Origin of the sequence: Streptomyces sp. NPDC090088 (genome assembly GCF_044747345.1) — a bacterium.
Classification (GTDB): domain Bacteria; phylum Actinomycetota; class Actinomycetes; order Streptomycetales; family Streptomycetaceae; genus Streptomyces.
This window is the reverse complement of the sequence record NZ_JBIVDZ010000002.1, coordinates 794,425-812,583: the sequence shown is the minus strand read 5'-3', so window position 1 is coordinate 812,583 and position 18,159 is coordinate 794,425. Positions and strand designations below refer to the sequence as shown.

At 72.6% G+C, this 18,159-nt stretch carries 14 protein-coding genes; 2 read left to right on the top strand and 12 right to left on the bottom strand.

From position 1 onward, the window contains the following. Window positions 1–186: 186 nt before the first annotated feature. The 5 genes from ACIPSJ_RS12410 to ACIPSJ_RS12390 form a co-directional block, all read right to left on the bottom strand. Window positions 187–630 carry an ATP-binding protein gene (locus ACIPSJ_RS12410; RefSeq protein ID WP_355723211.1) on the bottom strand — a complete coding sequence of 148 codons (444 nt, stop codon included), beginning with the start codon at window positions 628–630 and terminating at the stop codon, window positions 187–189. A 192-nt stretch (window positions 631–822) separates the two neighbouring features. Then, a complete protein-coding gene (locus tag ACIPSJ_RS12405) occupies window positions 823–1,227 on the bottom strand; it encodes a (deoxy)nucleoside triphosphate pyrophosphohydrolase (RefSeq protein WP_401345411.1) in 405 nt (134 codons plus the stop codon). A 21-nt stretch (window positions 1,228–1,248) separates the two neighbouring features. Further along, window positions 1,249–1,452, bottom strand: a complete 204-nt coding sequence (locus ACIPSJ_RS12400; protein WP_359222846.1) for an SPOR domain-containing protein — start codon at window positions 1,450–1,452, stop codon at window positions 1,249–1,251. A 302-nt stretch (window positions 1,453–1,754) separates the two neighbouring features. Further along, window positions 1,755–2,507: a GntR family transcriptional regulator gene (locus ACIPSJ_RS12395; RefSeq protein WP_359222848.1), complete on the bottom strand. Its 753-nt coding sequence runs from the start codon at window positions 2,505–2,507 to the stop codon at window positions 1,755–1,757. A gap of 147 nt (window positions 2,508–2,654) precedes the next feature. Next, a complete protein-coding gene (locus ACIPSJ_RS12390) occupies window positions 2,655–3,893 on the bottom strand; it encodes a DUF4190 domain-containing protein (RefSeq protein ID WP_401345410.1) in 1,239 nt (412 codons plus the stop codon). A gap of 198 nt (window positions 3,894–4,091) precedes the next feature. Here ACIPSJ_RS12390 and ACIPSJ_RS12385 point away from each other — a divergent pair, with 198 nt between their 5' ends. Then, window positions 4,092–5,264, top strand: coding sequence for a serpin family protein (locus ACIPSJ_RS12385; RefSeq protein WP_359222852.1), 1,173 nt, complete (start codon window positions 4,092–4,094; stop codon window positions 5,262–5,264). Window positions 5,265–5,289: 25 nt separating this feature from the next. Here the strand turns inward: ACIPSJ_RS12385 and ACIPSJ_RS12380 are convergent, their stop codons facing one another. Beyond that, window positions 5,290–5,562, bottom strand: coding sequence for a hypothetical protein (locus ACIPSJ_RS12380; protein WP_401345407.1), 273 nt, complete (start codon window positions 5,560–5,562; stop codon window positions 5,290–5,292). A 655-nt stretch (window positions 5,563–6,217) separates the two neighbouring features. Here ACIPSJ_RS12380 and ACIPSJ_RS12375 point away from each other — a divergent pair. Beyond that, window positions 6,218–8,098 carry a tetratricopeptide repeat protein gene (locus tag ACIPSJ_RS12375; protein ID WP_401345405.1) on the top strand — a complete coding sequence of 627 codons (1,881 nt, stop codon included), beginning with the start codon at window positions 6,218–6,220 and terminating at the stop codon, window positions 8,096–8,098. Between the two features lie 113 nt (window positions 8,099–8,211). On the opposite strand, the gene ACIPSJ_RS12370 is transcribed toward ACIPSJ_RS12375, so the two are convergent. The 6 genes from ACIPSJ_RS12370 to ACIPSJ_RS12345 all read right to left on the bottom strand — a co-directional run bounded on the left by ACIPSJ_RS12370 (window position 8,212) and on the right by ACIPSJ_RS12345 (window position 18,123). After that, entirely contained in the window at window positions 8,212–9,063 is an 852-nt protein-coding gene (locus ACIPSJ_RS12370) for an oxidoreductase (RefSeq protein WP_401345404.1), read from the bottom strand. 45 nt (window positions 9,064–9,108) lie between these two features. Beyond that, window positions 9,109–10,647 carry a sensor histidine kinase gene (locus ACIPSJ_RS12365; protein ID WP_401345403.1) on the bottom strand — a complete coding sequence of 513 codons (1,539 nt, stop codon included), beginning with the start codon at window positions 10,645–10,647 and terminating at the stop codon, window positions 9,109–9,111. A gap of 5 nt (window positions 10,648–10,652) precedes the next feature. Then, window positions 10,653–11,360: a response regulator transcription factor gene (locus tag ACIPSJ_RS12360; RefSeq protein WP_401345401.1), complete on the bottom strand. Its 708-nt coding sequence runs from the start codon at window positions 11,358–11,360 to the stop codon at window positions 10,653–10,655. Window positions 11,361–11,434: 74 nt separating this feature from the next. Next, on the bottom strand, window positions 11,435–14,413 hold the full coding sequence (locus tag ACIPSJ_RS12355) for a glycoside hydrolase family 2 TIM barrel-domain containing protein (protein WP_401345399.1): 2,979 nt from the start codon (window positions 14,411–14,413) through the stop codon (window positions 11,435–11,437). 146 nt (window positions 14,414–14,559) lie between these two features. After that, entirely contained in the window at window positions 14,560–17,283 is a 2,724-nt protein-coding gene (locus ACIPSJ_RS12350; RefSeq protein ID WP_401345397.1) for an alpha-mannosidase, read from the bottom strand. Between the two features lie 33 nt (window positions 17,284–17,316). Continuing rightward, window positions 17,317–18,123, bottom strand: coding sequence for a carbohydrate ABC transporter permease (locus tag ACIPSJ_RS12345; protein WP_401346233.1), 807 nt, complete (start codon window positions 18,121–18,123; stop codon window positions 17,317–17,319). Between the last annotated feature and the right edge of the window lie 36 nt (window positions 18,124–18,159).

Genomic DNA, 18,159 nt, shown 5'->3' with positions numbered 1-18,159 from the left:
CGGTGCCGCCTGACACGGTGTTCACGATCACAGCACGGTCCCGACGATTTCCGGACCGGACCGTGACAACACTCCCAGTCTTCTAACCAGGGAACACGCCGTCGAATCACGCACTCCGGCACCCGTTCCCCGGCCACTCCCGCGAGTGGACGGCGGGGTGCGGCGTGTACACCCCGTTCACCCCGTTCACCCGGGTACGGCCAGCTCGAACCAGACCGTCTTTCCGGTGTCGCCGGGCCGGGTGCCCCAGCTGCGCGAGGAGCCGGCGACCAACTGCAGGCCGCGGCCGCTCTCGTCGTCGGGACTGGCGGCGCGTTCGCGCGGCGGGTCGGGCAGCGGGTCGGACACCTCGACGCGCAGGGTGTCGGCGAGGTCGGCGGGGCGGACGAGGCGGACGCCGATGGGGCCGGTGGCGTGCCGCAGCGCGTTGGTGACCAGCTCGCTGACGAGCAGGGCGGTTATGTCGGCGAGGGTGTCGAGGCCCCAGCCGCGCAGTTGGTCTCGGACCGCGGTACGGGCGGTGCGCACGGCGCCCGGTTCCGCGGGAAAGGTCCACTCGGCGGTGTCACCTTCGGTGTCGATCACACCGATCACTTCCCGTGCAGCGTGCCCACCCATGTCCGGTTTCATGGGGTTAATGGGCACATACCCGATATCCGGGATGGAGTACCGCACCGAAGGGCGCACTGTGGTGCGAACGGCGTAGGAGGGGGGCTTGTACGCCCAGGAACTCGGCGGGTGCGGTTGTCGGGCGAGTGCGGATCGTGGGGGCTGGTCGCGCCCACGCGGCGGTAGCCGCACATTCAACACAGCCCCGCGCCCCTAAGCGGCGCTCCAGCCGGCGGCGATCTTCTGTACCGCCGGGACGTCCTGGTCCAGCCAGTCGACGGTCCAGAGTTCGTCCGGTGTCAGCCAGCGGAGTTCGTCGTGGTCCTGGAGGGGCTCGGGGGCGGCGGAGTCGGGGTGGAGGGCGACCGTCCAGACATGGAGGACGTAGGGGTCCCGCAGGGGCCACTCCCCCTCCACCCGCGCCAGCGTCTCCGCCTCCACGCCCAACTCCTCGCGGAGTTCGCGTACCAGGGCGTGTTCGGGGGTCTCGCCGGGCTCCACCTTGCCGCCGGGCAGCTCCCAGCGGCCGGCCAGGTCCGGGGGCGCGCTGCGGCGGGCCGCGAGGAGGCGGCCGGCGTCGAGCAGGGCGGCTCCGACCACCACGATCCGTTCGCTCATGGGCCGGAGCCTACGGGAGGGTCAGTTACGGCCGGCGCCGTCCCCGTTGCCGTTGGTGTGGCCGATGCGCTCGACCCAGTAGAGCTGCTTGTGTCCGCGGTCGTCGAGACTGTCGGCGATCTTCTGCGCCTCGGCCCGGGTCGCGTACCGGCCGACCCGGTAGCGATTGCCGTTGTCGTCCTGCCGTATGACAAGCCAGGGGAGAGAGACCGTGCCTTCCGTCATCGCGCCCCTCCGATTCTCCCGGCTCCCGCCCATCCCCGCCCCGCTAAGGAAACCGCACTCCGCATATGCCCGAGCGTACGCCTAACCTTTACGCAGCGAATACGCCTTTTCACAAAGAGGTACGCAACCAGCCAGAACGGTGGGGGCGCACGATGACGAATGCGCCGCTCGCACGCCTCCCTCTTCGGGTCGCGGGCATGCCGGGAAGAGCCGGGGCCACCTGGGAGAACGGCCGGATCGCGACGGCGGGGCACGGGTCCCTACGTCGGTGGTGAAGGTGTCAACTATCGCAAGGGTGTGCGCTACTTCACGGGCAGGTGGTACGACGCGCGGTAGCGGTCGGCCGGAATGACGACGTCGGCGGTCTCCACCGGGCGGCCGGAGGCGTAGTACGTCCGCTGGATCACCAGGACGACATGGCCGGGGACGCCGCCCAGGGTGAGCAGCTCCTCGGCGAGGCCGGGGCGGGCGCCGACCTCCTCGGTGACGTTGTCCACGATGACGTCGATGGCGCGCATCCGCTCCACCACGCCCATCCCGCCGAGCGGGCCCTCCTCGGGCAGCATCACGGGGGTGCGGCCGGTGACGGCGAGGGGCTCCCAGGAGGTGGAGAGCATCATGGGTTCGCCCCCGTCCCGGAACAGGTACCGGGTGCGCATCACACGGTCGCCGAGGTGCAGGCCGAGCCGGTCGGCGATCGCGGCGCCGGCCTCGGCCTGCTCGCTGCTCGACTCCCAGGTGCCCCGCGCGGCGGCGTCGGACTGCTCCTGGCGGAACGGGGTGGCGCCGCCGGCCGGCCGGAACCCGGAGCGGGCCACCCGCCGGGGCACCGGCCGCTCGCGCACATAGGTCCCGGAGCCGGAGCGGCCCTCGACCAGCCCCTCCGCCATCAGCACCTTGCGGGCCTCCAGGGCGACGGTGTCGGAGACGCCGTACTCCTCGCGGATGCGGGCCTGGGAGGGGAGCCGGGTGTGAGGCGGCAGCGAACCGTCGACGATCTTCTTACGGAGATCACCCGCGACACGCAGATACGCCGGCTGCTCACCGAAAGTCACTGGCCGCTCCCATCAGGTTGTACAGACAGCTACAGCCTGGCAACCGTGGGTTGTGCCGTGCAAGCAAAGGCCAGAGAATCACTCGATGTGATGACATGCGGCCGGGGAAGGCTTTACGCAGGCACTTTCTCCCCGTTATAGCCGCGCTCACACCTCCATGCCGGAGCCACTTCCTCCGCTGCCGGAGCCGTCGCCTCCGCCGTTGTACTTGGGCGGGGTCGTGGCGAGGCCCAGAGCCTTGCGCGCGGTGACCGACCGCTTCGGGTCGAGCAGCGCCGAGCCCTTGTCGTAGTGGCCGTAATAGGTGTCCACGTCCGTGGACTTCGCGGCCTTCGCCCATTCCGCGCGGGCCTTGCCGAGGTCCGCGACCAGGTCGTCCACCGGGCGCTCGGCGGCCTGGTCCCAGGTGTGGGCGCGCAGCATCGCGGTCTGCCTGTCGAGCGCCGTGGTCACCCGGTCCGCCCAGTCGCGGTAGCCGGGCAGGTCGTCCTCGACGTACTCCGCGTCGGGGACGGTGTCGAGCGCCGTGTTGAGGACGTGCGCGGCGTCGAGGTAGGCGACCTGGTCGGCGTCGAGCACGCTCTCGTCGTTGCGCAGCGAGCCGGACAGGGTCCTGCCCTCGGTGGTGTTGCCGAAGACGCAGGCGACCTCCCGGTCGCCGAACTCCCAACTGTCCTCGCTGGGCGTGAAGTAGTACACGTCGACGTCGCCGGGGATCGCCCAGCCGTCCATCGCGTACCCGTCCTCCAGGCCGTAGCAGCGGTCACTGGCGGAGTCGCCGACCTTGTCGTCGCCCGGGTAGGACGAGCCCTTGAGGCGGTAGGTGGCGAAGACCTCGCCGTCGTGCGCCTTCGCGCAGTCCACGACGGTGACATCGGAGACAAGGTCGCCGGTGAGGGTGCCGTCGGGGGTGTCGAAGCACTCGCCGGTGGACAGGGAGAGGCTGGAGCTGTCGCTCGCGCCCTCCTTGACGCCCTCCCAGAAGTCGGCCGCGCCGCCGGTGGCCAGCACCAGCACCCACAGGGCCAGCCCGAGCCCGGAGAACACCGACCCGGTGACCGCCATCGCCCTGCCCCGCTCGCCCCGCCGGCGGATCTGGCCGAGCGCGACCAGCCCGAGGACCAGCCCCACTCCGGGCAGGCAGCACAGCAGCCCGAGCACCAGGGAGGCGATGGCGAGTCCGTTGACGGGCGCCGGGACCGCGTAGGGGCTGTACCCCTGCCCCCAGCCCTGGTACGGCCCCGGGTACGGCGGCTGCTGCCCGTAGGGGGGCGGCTGCTGCCCGTACGGCGCCTGTGGGTACTGCGGGTACTGCGGCAGGCCCGACTGAGGCGGCTGATACGGCCCTTGTGGCTGGTGGGGGCCGGGGGGCGGAGGTATGGACACCGGTACCTTGCTCCTGAGGGGGCGTCGGGCCGCGCGGAAACGGACGGCTGGACTGACGTACGACTGCGCGCATCGTAAGCGCGCCGTGAACGGGGGCGGAATGAGGGTGGGGAAGGCGGCCGCCCCGCCGGGCGCCCTGGCCTTCGGCCGTCCCTTCGGCTCTCCGCCCTTCCCCGAGCACTCCTGGGAGGACGACGAATGAACGACACCGTCAGCGCCGTCAACGCGCTCTCCGCGCGCTGGGCGCGGCAGACCAGACAGGGCACGGTCTTCTCGGCCGCCGGTGTCTGGCCGCTGCTGGCCTTTCTCGCCGACGGCGCCGGCGGACCCGCCCGGGACGAACTGACCCGGGCCGTGGGGATGCAGGCGGACCAAGCGGTCGCCGGTGCACGGGAGTTACTCGCCGGGCTCGACGCGATGTCGGGCGTCGCGTCGGCCCTCGGGCTGTGGACCGACCGGGCCCTGGAGGTGCGCGAGCCGTGGGCGGCGGGGCTGCCCGCCGACGCGCACGGGGTGCTCGGCCCCGATGCGGCGGCCTCCCAGGAGGCGCTGGACGGCTGGGCTGCGAAGCGCACCGGCGGGCTGGTCGAGCGGATGCCGGTCAAGCCGGCCGAGGGCGCGCGGATGGTGCTGGCGACCGCGCTGGCGCTGCGCACGGACTGGCGACACCCGTTCCGGGAGACGGTGCTGCGGCCCGGCTCCGGGCCCTGGCAGGGCCGTACGCTGGCCGGTCTGCACCGCAGCAGCGTCCGTCCGGACCGGATCGGGGTGGCCGCCGGGCCGGACGGGCACGTCACCACGGTGAAGGTGCCGGGCGACAACGGCATCGACGTCCATCTCCTGCTCGGCGCGGAGGGGATGGCGCCCGGACAGGTGCTGCACACGGGCATCGCCGTCCTGGAACGCGCCCTCCCGGTCACGACCGGCGGCCATCTCCCGTACGGGCCCGCCGGACCGGGCGTGGTCGTGGAGCGGCAGCCGTCCGTCACCCCCGATCCGGTCCGACTCGATGTGACGACCCCGGGCTTCACCGTCCGCGCCGACCACGATCTGCTCCAGCTCCACGCCCTGTTCGGCCTGTCCACCGCCGCGGACGCCCGCGAGGGCCACTTCCCCGGCATCAGCCCCGCGCCCCTCGCCATCGGGGCGGCCGGGCAGTCCGCCGTCGCGGAGTTCGGGCCACTGGGCTTCCGGGCCGCCGCGGTGACGGCCGTGGTCGCGGCGCCGGGCGGCGGGCCGCCGCGGTACACGCACGAGTCCACGGTCGTGCGGCTCACCGTGGACCGTCCGTTCGGCTTTCTCGCCGTGCACCGGGAGGCACGGCTGGTCCTCGCGGCGGGCTGGGTGACGGATCCGACGCCGGTGGGCTAGAGGGCGTCTTGGGCGGCGCAGGATGTCACGAGGGTTTCGTGGTGCGCGCGGACGGCTCGGCCCCGGCGTCGTCCGGGTCGATGTCCTCGTCCGCGTCATGCCGCGTGGGGTGCGGCAGCAGGAACTGGCGAGTCCCGACCGCATCGACGCTATGCCAGGCTTCCTTCAGTTGCCGCGCGGCGTGCAGGGCCGGGATGCAGGCACGCAGCAGGTCGGCCACGGCCGCGGGCACACGGGAGGCCGCCGCGCACAGCACGACGATGCCGCCCAGTGCGCCGACGAAGGCTTGGAGTGTCATGGGAGCTCCGATGCGTTGGAGTGTGGTGCGCACTCTCTGTGCGGAGCATCAGTGGTCCACAGGACGGCGGGATGCAACGAGTGACTCTTGCTGGAAGCACCGCATCGTTCCAGTTGGAAGAGCTAGCTTCGGATTCCGGTCCGGATCCGGTGGAGGCCCGGGCAGCAGGGGGGGCTCGGCGTGTCGGAAAATGTCGTAGCGAACGGATCGAGCGCGAGGGAACTTCTGGGATCGCGCCTGCGAGAGCTGATCAGACTCGCGAAAATGACCCAGCCGGAGGCTGCCAAGGAAGCCAACCAGCGGCGACGTCCTGGTGTCGACATCAACGACAGGCGGATCAGCGACTGGGTCAACGGCAAGCACGTGCCCGAGGAACCCGAATTGACTCATCTCGTACGGGTACTCATCCAGGCCGTTCGCAGGCGCCTGACACGGGAGGGGCGGGCGCCCGAAGAGTTGGGGATCTCCCACCAAGGGCTTCTGAATCCCGAACAATGGCAGGTCTGGCGGGAGGCGGCGCTGAGGCAGCACCATGTGCGGCCGACGGCAGGGCAGCAGTCACGGCAGGCGGACCGGTCCCGTCCAGTGAGGAATTGGAGCGCACAGAGGCTGGGCGTGCACCCTGCCATCTCCGGCACAACAGTCGAACACCGCCTTGCCGCACTATGTGCCGCGGACTCACGATGCGCGCCTGCGGGAGCATCTGCGTGCCGCGGTCGACGCCGACGCGGCCCCCTTGCTGGTGAAAGTGGTGGGTGAATCCTGTACGGGCAAGACACGCACCGCGCTTGAGGCGGTACGTGCTGTCGTCCCCGACACCTTCGAGCTGGTCTTTCCCGCCGACTCCTCCGGACTTGCCACACTCCTTGACACCGGCGCACCGGCACCCGGCACCGTGCTGTGGCTGGACGAGGCCCAGATCCACCTGGCCGGCCCCCTCGGAGAGGACATCGCCGCCGCCCTGTTGCGCAGACTCGACGCCGAAGGCCCCCTCATCGTCATCGCCACCCTGTGGCCGGTCCACCACCAGGCGCTGACCGCCGCGCCGGCCACGAACTCCTTGGACCCCCACCACCTGGTACGAAGGCTGCTCGCGCAGGCCAGATCGATCGATGTTCCCGACACGTTCGCCGACGACTTCCACAGCGTGCGGCACCTGAGCGTGCGCGACCGCTCGTTGTCCACAGTCGTGGAACTCGGCAGCACAGTGACGCAGAACCTGGCCGCCGGGCCTGATCTCGTACGGCACTTCGAGCAGCCCTCGGGCAGGCATGGCCGCCATGGCCGAGCCTTGGTGGCGGCCGCCATGGACGCCCGCCGTCTGGGCGTCGAAAGCCCGCTGCCACTGCACTTCCTCCAAGCGGCGGCGCCCGGCTACCTCACGGACGCCGAACGGGCCCAAGCCGACAACGACTGGTTCACCGACGCCTTCGACCACAGCCGCACCCTGATCAAGCGGGTCGCCGTGTCCCTGCCGGACATGCCCGGGCCGACCGGCATGGGAGCGCTGCCGGGCGTGGTGGGGCTTGCCGACTATCTACAGCAGCACGGACGACGCACCCGCCGCGCGGTGTGCCCGCCCGCCGCGTTCTGGGAGGCCGCCCTGGCACACTTCGACCAAGGAGACGATCTCTTCCGACTCGGCTTCGCCGCCCGGTTGCGTCATCGCCTGCAGTGGGCGCACCGCCTGTACTGGCGGGCCGCCGAAGCGGGTTCCACCCCGGCCCTCAGCCATCTGGCAGACGGGTCCGCCGACACGCACGTGGCCGAACGGCTGTACCACGAGGCCGTCGTGGCCGGTGACACCAGCGCGCTCCTGCGGCTCGGCTCGCTGCGGGAGAACGCCCATGACCCAGCAGGCGCCGAAGTCCTCTACCGGCAGGCCATCACCGCCGGCGACGCGGCCGGATATGCCTGCCTCGGGGGAATGTACGAGCGAGCCGATGACCTGAAGGAGGCCGAGCGTCTCTACCAGCGCGCCTTTGAGCAGGGCATCGTCGGCGGCCTGGCATCGCGGGCCCGGCTTCATGCGAACGCGGGCAACCTTTCGGCCGCCATCCCGCTGTACCGGCAGGCGATCAACGCCGGCGTCACCAGCGACCTGATCTTCCTCGCGAGGATCCACAAGGAGTCCGGGGAGCACGAGGCGGCCGAGGCCTGCTATCAGGAGGTAATCGACGCCGGGGAGGCCGATAACCTGATCCACCTCGCGGAGATGTACCGCCGTCTCGGTGACCAGGAAGGCGCCGCCGCGCTCATTCGGCGCGCCGCCGAAGCCGGCGCCCTCGGTGCCCTCGTCCTGACCAGCGACCCCCATGACGAAGCGGCGGCACGCAGCCTGTACGACAGGGCCCTACGCGCTGGTGACGACACAGCTCTCACCCTGCTCGGCAAGCTCCGAGATCGCTTCCACGACCAGGATGGTGCCGAACACCTCTATGTGCTGGCAGCCAACTGTGCCTCCCAGCAACGCCAGTTCTTCAGGCGCTGGCCCTACGGACTCGATCCTGACGGCACCCCCACCCCTGCGTGGTAGCCGGCTCATCTCGATCAGCGATCCGACCGGTCAAGCCGCCGCAGGGCGAGACTCGTGTGCCGTCCCGTCGACGACCTCGGTGAATACGACTGTGTCTCCGGCCTCGCCAGGTGTCAGCGCTTGGCGAAGCCCCCGCCCTGGTCGAAGTCCGTCGCCCGGGTCCGCTTCTCCCACGCGGCGATGTCCCGTCGTACGACATCCAGTTGGGTCAGTACGGCGGTCACCGCGTCGTCGCCCAGGGGGAGGTGGAGCGGGGTCTCCTCGGCGGCCAGGGCGGCCAGGATCAGGGCGGCGGCCTTGTCCGGGTCGCCGGGCTGGCTGCCGTGGCCGCCCGAGACGCCGGTGCGGGTCTCGGCGACCTTGGTGTAGACCCCGCTGTCGTCGCTGGCGCCGGCCCGGGTGGTGTCGAAGAGGGAGGTGCGGAAGGCGCCCGGCTCGACGATCAGCACCTTGATCCCGAACTCCCGCACCTCGTCGGCGAGCCCCTCGGACAGTCCTTCGAGTGCGAACTTCGTGCCGCTGTAGGCGGAGAAGCCGGCGAAGGACATCTGGCCGCCCATGCTGCTCATCTGCACGATCGCGCCCGAGCGCTGGCTGCGCAGGTGCGGCAGGACGGCCCGGACGAGCGCGGCCGGGCCGAACACGTGCACGTCGAACAGGGCGCGCAGTTCAGCATCGGTGGTCTCCTCGAAGGCCCCGACATGGGTGCGGCCCGCATTGTTGACCAGGACGTCGATGCGGCCGTGCCGGGCGATCACGTCCTGTACGGCGGGCTCGATCGACGCCGTGTCCGTGACGTCCAGGCGTACCGGGTCCACCCGGCCGGGGTGGGCGGCGGCCAGGTCCGCCAGTGCCTCGGGGTGCCGTGCCGCGCCGACGACGGTGTCGCCGTCGGCGAGCGCGGCCTCGGTGAGCGCCCGGCCGAAGCCGCTGCTCGCGCCGGTGATCAGCCAGACTCTGCTCATACGTCGTTTCCTTGTGTCTTCGGCGATTCGGCCAGCCAACCAGCCTCATGCAGAAGGGAGTTCACGTCCAACGGGTTTCCGGAGCGGGTTCACCTCAACGGCGTAGGAAGGGCACAGCGGCAGCCGGACCGTGAAGACCGTGCGGCCGGGTTCGCTGGTGACCTCCGCGCGGCCGCCGTGGGCGGTGGAGACGGCGGTGACGATGGCGAGGCCGAGGCCGCTGCTGCCGGTGGCGCGGGAGCGGGAGGCGTCGCCGCGGGCGAAGCGTTCGAAGACGCGGGGCAGGAGGTCGGGCGGGATGCCGGGGCCGTCGTCGGCGACGCGGACCACCGCCTGGCCGGCGTCGGTGCGGACGGTGACGGTGACCCTGGTGCCGGGCGGGGTGTGGGTGCGGGCGTTGGCGAGGAGGTTGGCGACGACCTGGTGGAGGCGGTCCGGGTCGCCCTCGACGAGGACCAGCTCGCCGGGCATCAGGAACTCCCAGCGGTGGTCGGGTCCGGCCGCGCGGGCGTCGGCGACGGCCTCGGCGAGCAGCGGGCCGAGGCCGACCTCCTCACGGGCCAGCGGGCGGCCGGTGTCCAGCCGGGCGAGGAGCAGCAGGTCCTCGACGAGGGTGCGCATCCGGCCGATGCCGGACTCCATGCGGCCCAGCGCGTAGTCGGCCTGCGGGGCCGCCGTCCTCGGGGCGCGGCGCACCAGTTGGAGGTGGCCGGCGACGGAGGCGAGCGGGGTGCGCAGTTCGTGGCCGGCGTCGGCGAGGAAGTCGCGCATGCGCAGTTCGGTGGCGTAGCGGTCGGCGAGGGCGTTCTCGACATGGCCGAGCAGCCGGTTGACGGCCTCGGCGAGCCGGCCGGTCTCGGTGGCGCAGTCGGCCTCCGGGACGCGCTCCAGGGAGCGGACCTCGCCGTGTCCGAGCGGCTCGCGGGAGATCCGGGTGGCGGTGGCGGCGACGCGCTGCAGGGGCCGTAGCTGACGGCCGATCACGGTGGCCGCGATCAGCGCGGCGACGGCGAGGGCGGCGGCCGCGACCGCGGACTCGACGGCCAGCAGCCGGCCGAGCATCTGGTTCACCGGGCGCACCGGTACGGCGGTGACGATGGTGATCTCGGTGTCCCGGGAGTCGGCACGCACGGCCTTGGCCCGGTAGCCGCCGCGCCCCGGCAGGTCCAGGGTGCGGTGGTGGCCGTCCGCCTCGACGGTGGCGAGGATGCGGCGCTGCGCGGCGGTCGGGGCGGTCAGCTGCCCGGCGTCGTCGACGACCGCCGCGTGCCGGACGGCGCCCCGGCGGCCGCTGACGGAGACCCCGATGGTGCCGGCCGGGACCCCGAACGCCCTGAGGTAGGGCAGGCCGCTGGTCGGGGCGCCGATCTGACCGCGGGCGGCCGCCGAGTGCTCGGCGAGGGCGTCCAGGCGCTGGTCCAGGCCGGTCATCAGGTAGGTGCGCATGGCCAGTCCGGTGATGGTGATGATCACCACGGAGAGCGCGGCCAGCAGCAGGCTGCTGGAGAGGATCATCCGGAAGCGCAGGCTGCGCGACCGGCGGCGGCCGGGTCTCGGGGCGCTCGGCGCGGGTGTCGTCCGCATCGCGCTCACCGCCGCGCTTCGGCGGGCTTCATCAGGTAGCCGACGCCGCGCACGGTGTGGATGAGGACGGGCAGGTCGCGCTCGATCTTGCGGCGCAGGTAGCTGACGTAGCTCTCGACGATGCTCAGGTGCCGGTCCTCGTCGGTGGCCCAGACGTTGTCGAGGAGTTCCTCGCGGCCGAGGACGCGGCCGGTGTGGCGCATGAGGTAGCGCAGCAGCTCGAACTCCCGGCCGGTGAGCCGGACCGGGGTGCCGGCCCGGTGCACCTGCCGGGTCTCCTCGTCGAGGGTCAGGTCGCCGACGACGAGCAGCGAGGCGCCCGGCCGTCCCGCGTCGCAGCGGCGCAGCAGGGCGCGCAGCCGCAGCACCACCTCGTCCAGGTCGAACGGCTTGGGCACGTAGTCGTCGGCGCCCGCGCGCAGGCCCGCGACCCGGTCCTCGACGCTCTCCCGGGCGGTCAGGAACAGCACGGGCAGGTCCGGCCGGTAGGCCCGCAGGCGCCGCAGCACCTCCAGGCCCTCCAGGTCGGGCAGCCCGCGGTCCAGGACCACCGCGTCGGGCCGGAAACCGCGGGCCGCCCGCACCGCCGCCGTGCCGTCCAGCGCCCGGTCGGTCTGCCAGCCCTCGGCGCGCAGCACCGTGGCCAGCAGGTCGGTCAGGTCTTCCTCGTCGTCCACGACCAGGATCCGTGGGGTACCGGTGGATAACGTCATGGCCGGTGACCGTCCACCTCCCGGCCGTGAGACGCGTGGGTGCGGACTGTGAAAGACCTGTCGGGTGCTGTTGCTCAGGCGCCGCCGGTGAAGCGGAGCCTGAGGGTCCGGGCCTCGGGACGCAGGGCGAACTCGGGCCAGACGTCCGGTCCGCAGGCGCGGGAGCCGAGGCCGTGCTGGGCCGCGTCGACGATCAGGTGGCTGGTGGTGGACTCCGGGAGTTCGAAGGGGTGGGCGGCGCGGTCGATCTGCTGCGGGGTGTGCCGGGCGAGGGTGAAGCCGGGGCGCCGGCCGCGGGTGTCGGGGAGGGCCTCGACGCGCAGGGCCGCGGTGCCGTCGCTGGTCAGCGTGAGCCGGCGCACCTGGGAGCGGTGGCCGGTCTCCTGGGGGCGCGCGTAGTCGACGGAGAGGTCCCGCACGCCGGCCGAGAAGCGGCCGGTGCGGGCCGCGCGCAGGCTGTCGGGGTAGGACTCCAGCGGGCCGAGGCCGAACCACTCCGCGCCGTCCACGGGGGCCGTGGCGTCGGGCAGTTCGAAGCGCACCCCGATCCGCGGCCACACCGTCCGCCAGCCGCTCGCGGGCTGGATCTCCACGCGCAGTTCCAGCTCGCCGTCGTCCAGCGTCCAGACCGACTCCACCATGACCGACAGGGCGGAGTCCGCGGCCGCGACCCGGTCGACGGTGCGCAGGGCGTCCGCGGCCTGCTCCACGGTGACGCGCCGCGCGGTCAGCCGGTCGAGGCCGTCGCGCCGCCACAGCTCGGCGCTGGACACGTCGGCGAGGCTGGCGTCGCTGCCCTCCAGCCGGTCGGCCGTGCCCTCGTCGTTGTCGGTGGGCGCCCGGAACAGTTCCAGCCGCGGGCCGGTCACGGGGCGCCCGGCGAGGCGGGTGAGGGAGCCGCCGGTGAACTCGGCGATGCCGAGCGTCAGCGTGCCCTCGGCGGGCCGCCAGCCGGTCCGCGGCCGTACGGCGGGGACGGGACGGGGTGTCGAGCAGTCCAGCTGGGCGGTGGCGATCTCGTGCCCGGCGGGGGCCCAGGCCGTCTCCGTCGCCAGGACGGCCTCGACCGTCAGCCAGGTCTCGGTGTCGGCCGCCACGGCGACCGGCGGCAGCGCCACCCGCGCCGACCCGCCCGCCGCCACGGCCGGGACCTCCCACTCCCCCGCGTCCACGGGCGTTCCGTCGTGCTCGACGCGCCAGCGGAAGCGCAGGTCGGAGGTGTCGGCCGAGTGCCGCAGGTTGGTGAGGGCGAGTTTGCCGCCGTCGAAGGCGAACCGGATCGGCTGGACGACCGCCTTGAACTCGTGCAGGCCGGGCGTCGGCACGTCGTCGCTGAGCACCATGCCGTCCATCACGAAGTTGCCGTCGTGCACGACCTCCCCGAAGTCACCGCCGTAGGCGTAGTACGGCGTCCCGTCCGGGGCGGTGGCCGAGATGCCGTGGTCGCGCCACTCCCAGACGAAGCCGCCGTGCAGCCGGGGGTGGCGGTGGACGAGTTCCTCGTACTGGTCGAGGGCGCCGGGGCCGTTGCCCATCGCGTGGGCGTACTCGCAGAGCAGGAACGGCTTGGTGCGCTGCCGGGCGCCCTGGGCGGGGGTGCAGCCCAGCAGCGGGAAGGTGGAGCCGTCGATGCCGATCTGCTCGGTCTCGGGCACGGTGGAGTACATGCGGGAGTAGACGTCGGTGTAGTCGCCGGTGTAGTCGCCCTCGTAGTGCACGGGACGCTCGGGGTCGCGGGCGTGCACCCAGGCGGACATGGCGGCGAGGTTGGCGCCGGTCCCGGCCTCGTTGCCGAGCGACCAGATCACGACGCTGGGGTGGTTCTTGTCCCGTTCGACGGTGCGCTCGACGCGGTCCAGGCAGGCCGCGCGCCAGGCCGGGTCGTCGGTCGGGTTGCCGGTCCAGCCGACCTTGTCGAAGCCGTGGGTCTCCAGGTCGCACTCCAGGACGACCCAGAAGCCGAGTTCGTCGGCGAGGTCGAGCAGCCGGGGGTGCGGCGGGTAGTGGCTGGTGCGGATGGCGTTCACGTTGAACCGCTTCATCCGGGCCAGGTCCGCGCGGGCGTGCGCCTCGTCGAAGACCCGGCCGCGCTCGGGGTGGGCCTCGTGCCGGTTCATCCCGTGGAAGACGACCTTGCGGCCGTTGACGAGGAACCGGTCGCCCCGGATCTCGACCGTGCGGAAGCCGGCCCGCAGGGTGACGGTCTCGGCGGCCGAGGACACGGTGACGTCGTACAGGCGGGGCAGTTCGGCCGACCACGGCTCGACGCGCGCGAGGTCGACGGGCGCCACGTCGGCCGCCGTCGCCCACACCTGCTCGACGCCCAGTTCGGGGATGCGCAGGGTGACGGGGAACGCGGTCGCGTCGGCGGTGACCTCGGCCTCGATCCGGCCGCGTCCGTCGTCGTAGGCCGTCCGCAGCCAGACGTCCTCGATGCCGCCGGCCGGGCGGGCCAGCAGGGTGACGTCCCGGAAGATGCCGGGCAGCCACCACTGGTCCTGGTCCTCCAGGTAGCTGGCCGCCGACCACTGGTGGACGCGTACGGCGACGACGTTGTCACCGGGGCGGACGGCGGAGGTCACGTCGAACTCGTGGGCCAGCCTGCTGCCGCCGGCGCTGCCGATCTCGACGCCGTTCACCCACACCTTGAACAGCGACTCGACCCCGTCGAAGCGCAGCACGACCCGTTCGGCGTCCGCCCAGCCGTCGGGGACGTCGAAGTGGCGGCGGTAGTCGCCGGTGGGGTTCTCGTCGGGGACGTGCGGCGGGTCGATCGGGAACGGGAACTGGATGTTCGTGTAGGCGGGCCGGCCGTAGGCGCCGTCGCCCTCCAGCACCCAGTGGGCGGGCACCGGGATGCTGTCCCAGCCGTGGTCGTCGAAGTCCTCGGACGGAAAGTCCTCCGCCACCGCCGCCGTGGGCGACAGCCGGAAGCGCCAGAGCCCGTTCAGCGAGCGGGAGGGGGCGTCGGAGTGCAGCCACGAACGGGCCGGGCGCAGGGCGCCGTGCCAGGGGGCGGGGTCCGATACGTACGCGGTGGAGTCGGAGGTCAAGACGTCACAACTTTCTTGGAGACGGGGGGTGGCAGCGCCCCCGAAGGGGCGCTGGGGGTACCCCCGGCCGAAGGCTGGGGGAGGAACTGCGCGACCAGCCACGACGGCGCCGCAGACGGCGGATCGCGGCCCAATCGGCGGAGCGCTCAGCGGAGTACGACGGTGCGGATCTCCCAGGGGCCGAGGAGGAGGTCGAGTCCGTCGCGGACCGGCTCGGCGGCGAGCGGCCGGCCGAGCAGGTCGACCGTGGTGGCCGCGGTGAAGGCGCCGGTCACCCGGACGGCCCGCGCGGTGTCGCTCAGCGCGGCCAGCCGGATTTCGATGCCGGGCCCGTGCGGGACGTCGGTGACCCGGCGGATGCTCGACACCTGGACGTCCCGGCCGTCGACCCGCAGCCCGGCCGTGTCCGGGGGCAGCCGGCCGCCGGACGGCGCGGTGCCGCGGGTGACCAGGACGTCGCCGCGGAACTCCTCGGCGAGCGCGACCGCGTCGGCGCCCTGCCAGCCGGATGCCCGGGGCAGCACGGCGAACCGGTTCTCGATGCGTATGCCGAGGTCCTGGGCGCCCGGGGCGGGGATCTCGCTCGCCGCGGGTTCGTCGCGCAGGGGGTGGATGTTGACGCTGATCGAGCCGATGGCGCGCAGCAGGGTGACGGCGAGTTCGCGGCCGTCGTCGACGAGTTCGTACTCGGCGGAGTGGTCGAGCAGCACGGTGGCCGGGCCGGCCGAGACGAAGGTGCTCGCGGGGAAGGTCGGGAGCGGGTACTCGCCCCAGCCGCCCTCGGCGGTGAGTCCGCGCTCGGTGACGGCGAACTGCCCGGCCGACGCGGAGGTGGTCACCGGCCGGGGCAGCGGCACGTGCAGACGCAGCCGGTGGTCGGCGGAGCGGTTGAGGAACGCGGTGGAGACCCGGACGAAGGGCTCGCCCGTGCGCACTTCCACCAGCGTCTCCACGGGGGTGGGCACGGTACGGGCGGCGCGCCGGTCGCGGTCCTCGGCGAAGAGCGCCTCCGGCCAGTCGTAGACCCGGGTGACCAGCAGCCTGGCGCGCAGCGGGCCGGCTTCGAGGAGTTCGACGGCGACCCGGGCCGGCTCGGACACCAGGACGTCGTGGGCCGGGGGTGCGTAGTTGTAGCTGTCGCCGCGGTCGCCGCCGTCGACGAGCCGGCCGACCCCGGTCAGGACGGTGCCGTCGGCGCCGGTCACGTCCAGGGTGCCGTCGGCGGCGACGGCGACCCCGACCAGGCCGTTGGCGAGGGTGTCCGCGGTCGCCGTCACCGGCCGCGGGGCGGGGGCGGCGGGTCCCTCGCCCGGCCCGACCCGGAAGGCGGCGAGACCGGCGGCGGGGACCGGCAGCGCCACCAGCGCGGTGGCCCGGGGCTGGGCCAGGGTCCGCACCCGCCACTCCCCCGGGTGGGCGGCGGCGGCCGCGGCCACCTCGCCGCGCAGGGTCATCAGGTCGAAGGGGCCGTCCGGCACCTCGGCGAGATGGAAGACCAGCGCGTTCGGGGTGAGTTCGTAGCTATCGATCAGCAGGCCGAACAGCTCACGGCGGTGGATCCGGCGGAGCACGCGTTCCAGCTGCGAGGCGTCGAGCCGCTCGTCGCTGAGGACGGTCGGGGCCTGCGCGACCGGTTGCACGGGATGCGCCGAGCCGTCGGCGGTCCTCGCGACGAGCGCGCTCCCCTCCGGGGCGGCCACCACGTCCACCTCGACCAGTGCGGTACGAGTGGAGGGCAGCGGGTTGGCGACCAGGTAGCCGTCGCCCGGCACCCGGGCGGCGGGCTCGGCGAGGGCCGCGTCCCGGACGGCGCGGGCGGTCTGCGCGGCCTCGGCGAGGCGGGCGGCGACCTGGTCGCAGGTCTCGTCGGTGCCGGAGCCGACCACCGAGTCGTGCGCGGTCGACTCGATGATCTTGTGCCAGGCGAGGTCGAGGAAGGCGGACTCGTCGCGCTGCGACCACAGGGCGTTCATCCGCTCGGCGTGGTCCACGGTCCGCTCCGCCACGGCCATCCGCTGCTTGAGCCCGAGCCGCACGGACAGCACACCGGGCAGGATGTTGCCCCGGACATGGCTGCGGAGTTCACCGGTGACGACGGCGGTCGCCTCGTCCCGGACGTGCTTGCGGAGGTACTCGTCGAGCGTGGCGACGGTGATCGGCCGCTCCTCGGTGGACGCCTGCCGCAGCCACTGCGCGAGCCGCGGGTCGGGCGCGTTGTGGTCGGTGCCGGACATGGCGAGGAGCGGGTCGTTGCCCCACCGCCCGGCGGTCATCGCGGCGTACTCGGCGAGCGCCTGCCGGATCCGGTCCGGCGCCAGCAGCACGTCGAGGCCGTTGTCGTAACCGTCGAAGAGGAACTCGGTGCGGACCTCGGAGCCGTCGGGGGCGCGCCAGCGGAAGGCGTGGCCGTCGACCGAGCCGGGCACCCCGCGCCACAGCGCCGCGTGCTCGATGCCGGCCCGGGCCAGGATCTGCGGCATCTGCGCGATGTGGCCGAACATGTCCGGCAGATAGCCGATCGGCATGGCGCCGCCGAGCCGCTCCGCGGCCGCCCACCCCATCCGCAGGTTGCGGACGATGGTCTCGCCGGTGCACAGGAACTCGTCGAGCAGGATCAGCCAGGGGCCGATCGCGAGCCGCCCCTCCCGGACGAGTGCGGCGACCCGCTCACGATGCTCCGGCCGCATCTCCAGGTAGTCCTCGACCGCGGCCATCTGCCCGTCGACGGTGAACCGGAAGTCCGGGTCCGACTCGGCCGTCTCCAGCACGGTGTCCAGGGCACTGACGAGCCGGTGCCGGAACACCTGGAACGGCTCGTACCACTCCCGGTCCCAGTGGAAGTGGGGCACGAAGACTGCCGGGTCGGTCATGGTGGGGAGCACCTTCCGCGCGCGTGGGGGGGGTCACTTGAGGGAGCCGGCGGCGAGGCCGGTGCGCCAGAACCGCTGCAGGAGCACGAAGACGACGATCACGGGCACGATCGACACCAGTGAGCCGGTGATCACGGACTCCTGGAGCAGCGGGGAGCGGGCGGTCTGCCCGTTCCAGGTGAACAGGCCGAGGGTGATCGGGAACAGCGACTCCTTCTGGAGCATCACCATCGGGAGGAAGAAGTTGTTCCAGATGCCGACGAACTGGAACAGGAAGATGGTCACCAGCGCCGGCGACATCAGCTTGAACGACACCGAGAAGAACGTGCGGAACTCGCCGGCGCCGTCGAGCCGCGCGGACTCGATGAGTTCCTGCGGCACGGCGGCGTTCGCGAAGATCCGCGCGAGATAGACACCGAACGGGCTGACGATGCTGGGCAGGAACACCGCGAGATAGGTGTTGACGAGTCCGACCTGCGAGAACAGCAGGAACAGCGGCAGCGCCAGCGCGGTGGAGGGGACCAGCACCCCGCCGAGGACGACCGAGAACAGGAACTCCCGGCCGCGGAAGCGGAACTTGGCGAGCGCGTAGCCGCACAGCGCCGAGATCAGGGTGCCCACGGCCGCGCCCAGCACCGCGTAGACGACGGTGTTGAGGATCCACCGCACGAAGATGCCGTCGTCGAAGGTGAACAGGGTGCGCAGGTTGTCGAAGAGCTGGAAGTGCGAGAACACCAGGCCGTTGGTGGCGGCGAGGTCGCCCTGCGGCTTGGTGGCGGCGACGATCAGGAAGTACAGCGGCAGCAGGAAGTAGAGCGCCAGCACGAACATCAGGGCCATGACGGCCGTCCGGCTCATGCCGTTCTCCCGGACGCG

Excerpts from the sequence above, each read along its gene's own strand:
- ACIPSJ_RS12410 (WP_355723211.1), bottom strand. The coding sequence starts at position 630 with ATGAAACCGGACATGGGTGGGCACGCTGCACGGGAAGTGATCGGTGTG.
- ACIPSJ_RS12405 (WP_401345411.1), bottom strand. The coding sequence starts at position 1,227 with ATGAGCGAACGGATCGTGGTGGTCGGAGCCGCCCTGCTCGACGCCGGC.
- ACIPSJ_RS12400 (WP_359222846.1), bottom strand. The coding sequence starts at position 1,452 with ATGACGGAAGGCACGGTCTCTCTCCCCTGGCTTGTCATACGGCAGGAC.
- ACIPSJ_RS12385 (WP_359222852.1), top strand. The coding sequence starts at position 4,092 with ATGAACGACACCGTCAGCGCCGTCAACGCGCTCTCCGCGCGCTGGGCG.
- ACIPSJ_RS12380 (WP_401345407.1), bottom strand. The coding sequence starts at position 5,562 with ATGACACTCCAAGCCTTCGTCGGCGCACTGGGCGGCATCGTCGTGCTG.
- ACIPSJ_RS12370 (WP_401345404.1), bottom strand. The coding sequence starts at position 9,063 with ATGAGCAGAGTCTGGCTGATCACCGGCGCGAGCAGCGGCTTCGGCCGG.
- ACIPSJ_RS12365 (WP_401345403.1), bottom strand. The coding sequence starts at position 10,647 with ATGCGGACGACACCCGCGCCGAGCGCCCCGAGACCCGGCCGCCGCCGG.
- ACIPSJ_RS12360 (WP_401345401.1), bottom strand. The coding sequence starts at position 11,360 with ATGACGTTATCCACCGGTACCCCACGGATCCTGGTCGTGGACGACGAG.
- ACIPSJ_RS12350 (WP_401345397.1), bottom strand. The coding sequence starts at position 17,283 with ATGACCGACCCGGCAGTCTTCGTGCCCCACTTCCACTGGGACCGGGAG.
- ACIPSJ_RS12345 (WP_401346233.1), bottom strand. The coding sequence starts at position 18,123 with ATGGCCCTGATGTTCGTGCTGGCGCTCTACTTCCTGCTGCCGCTGTAC.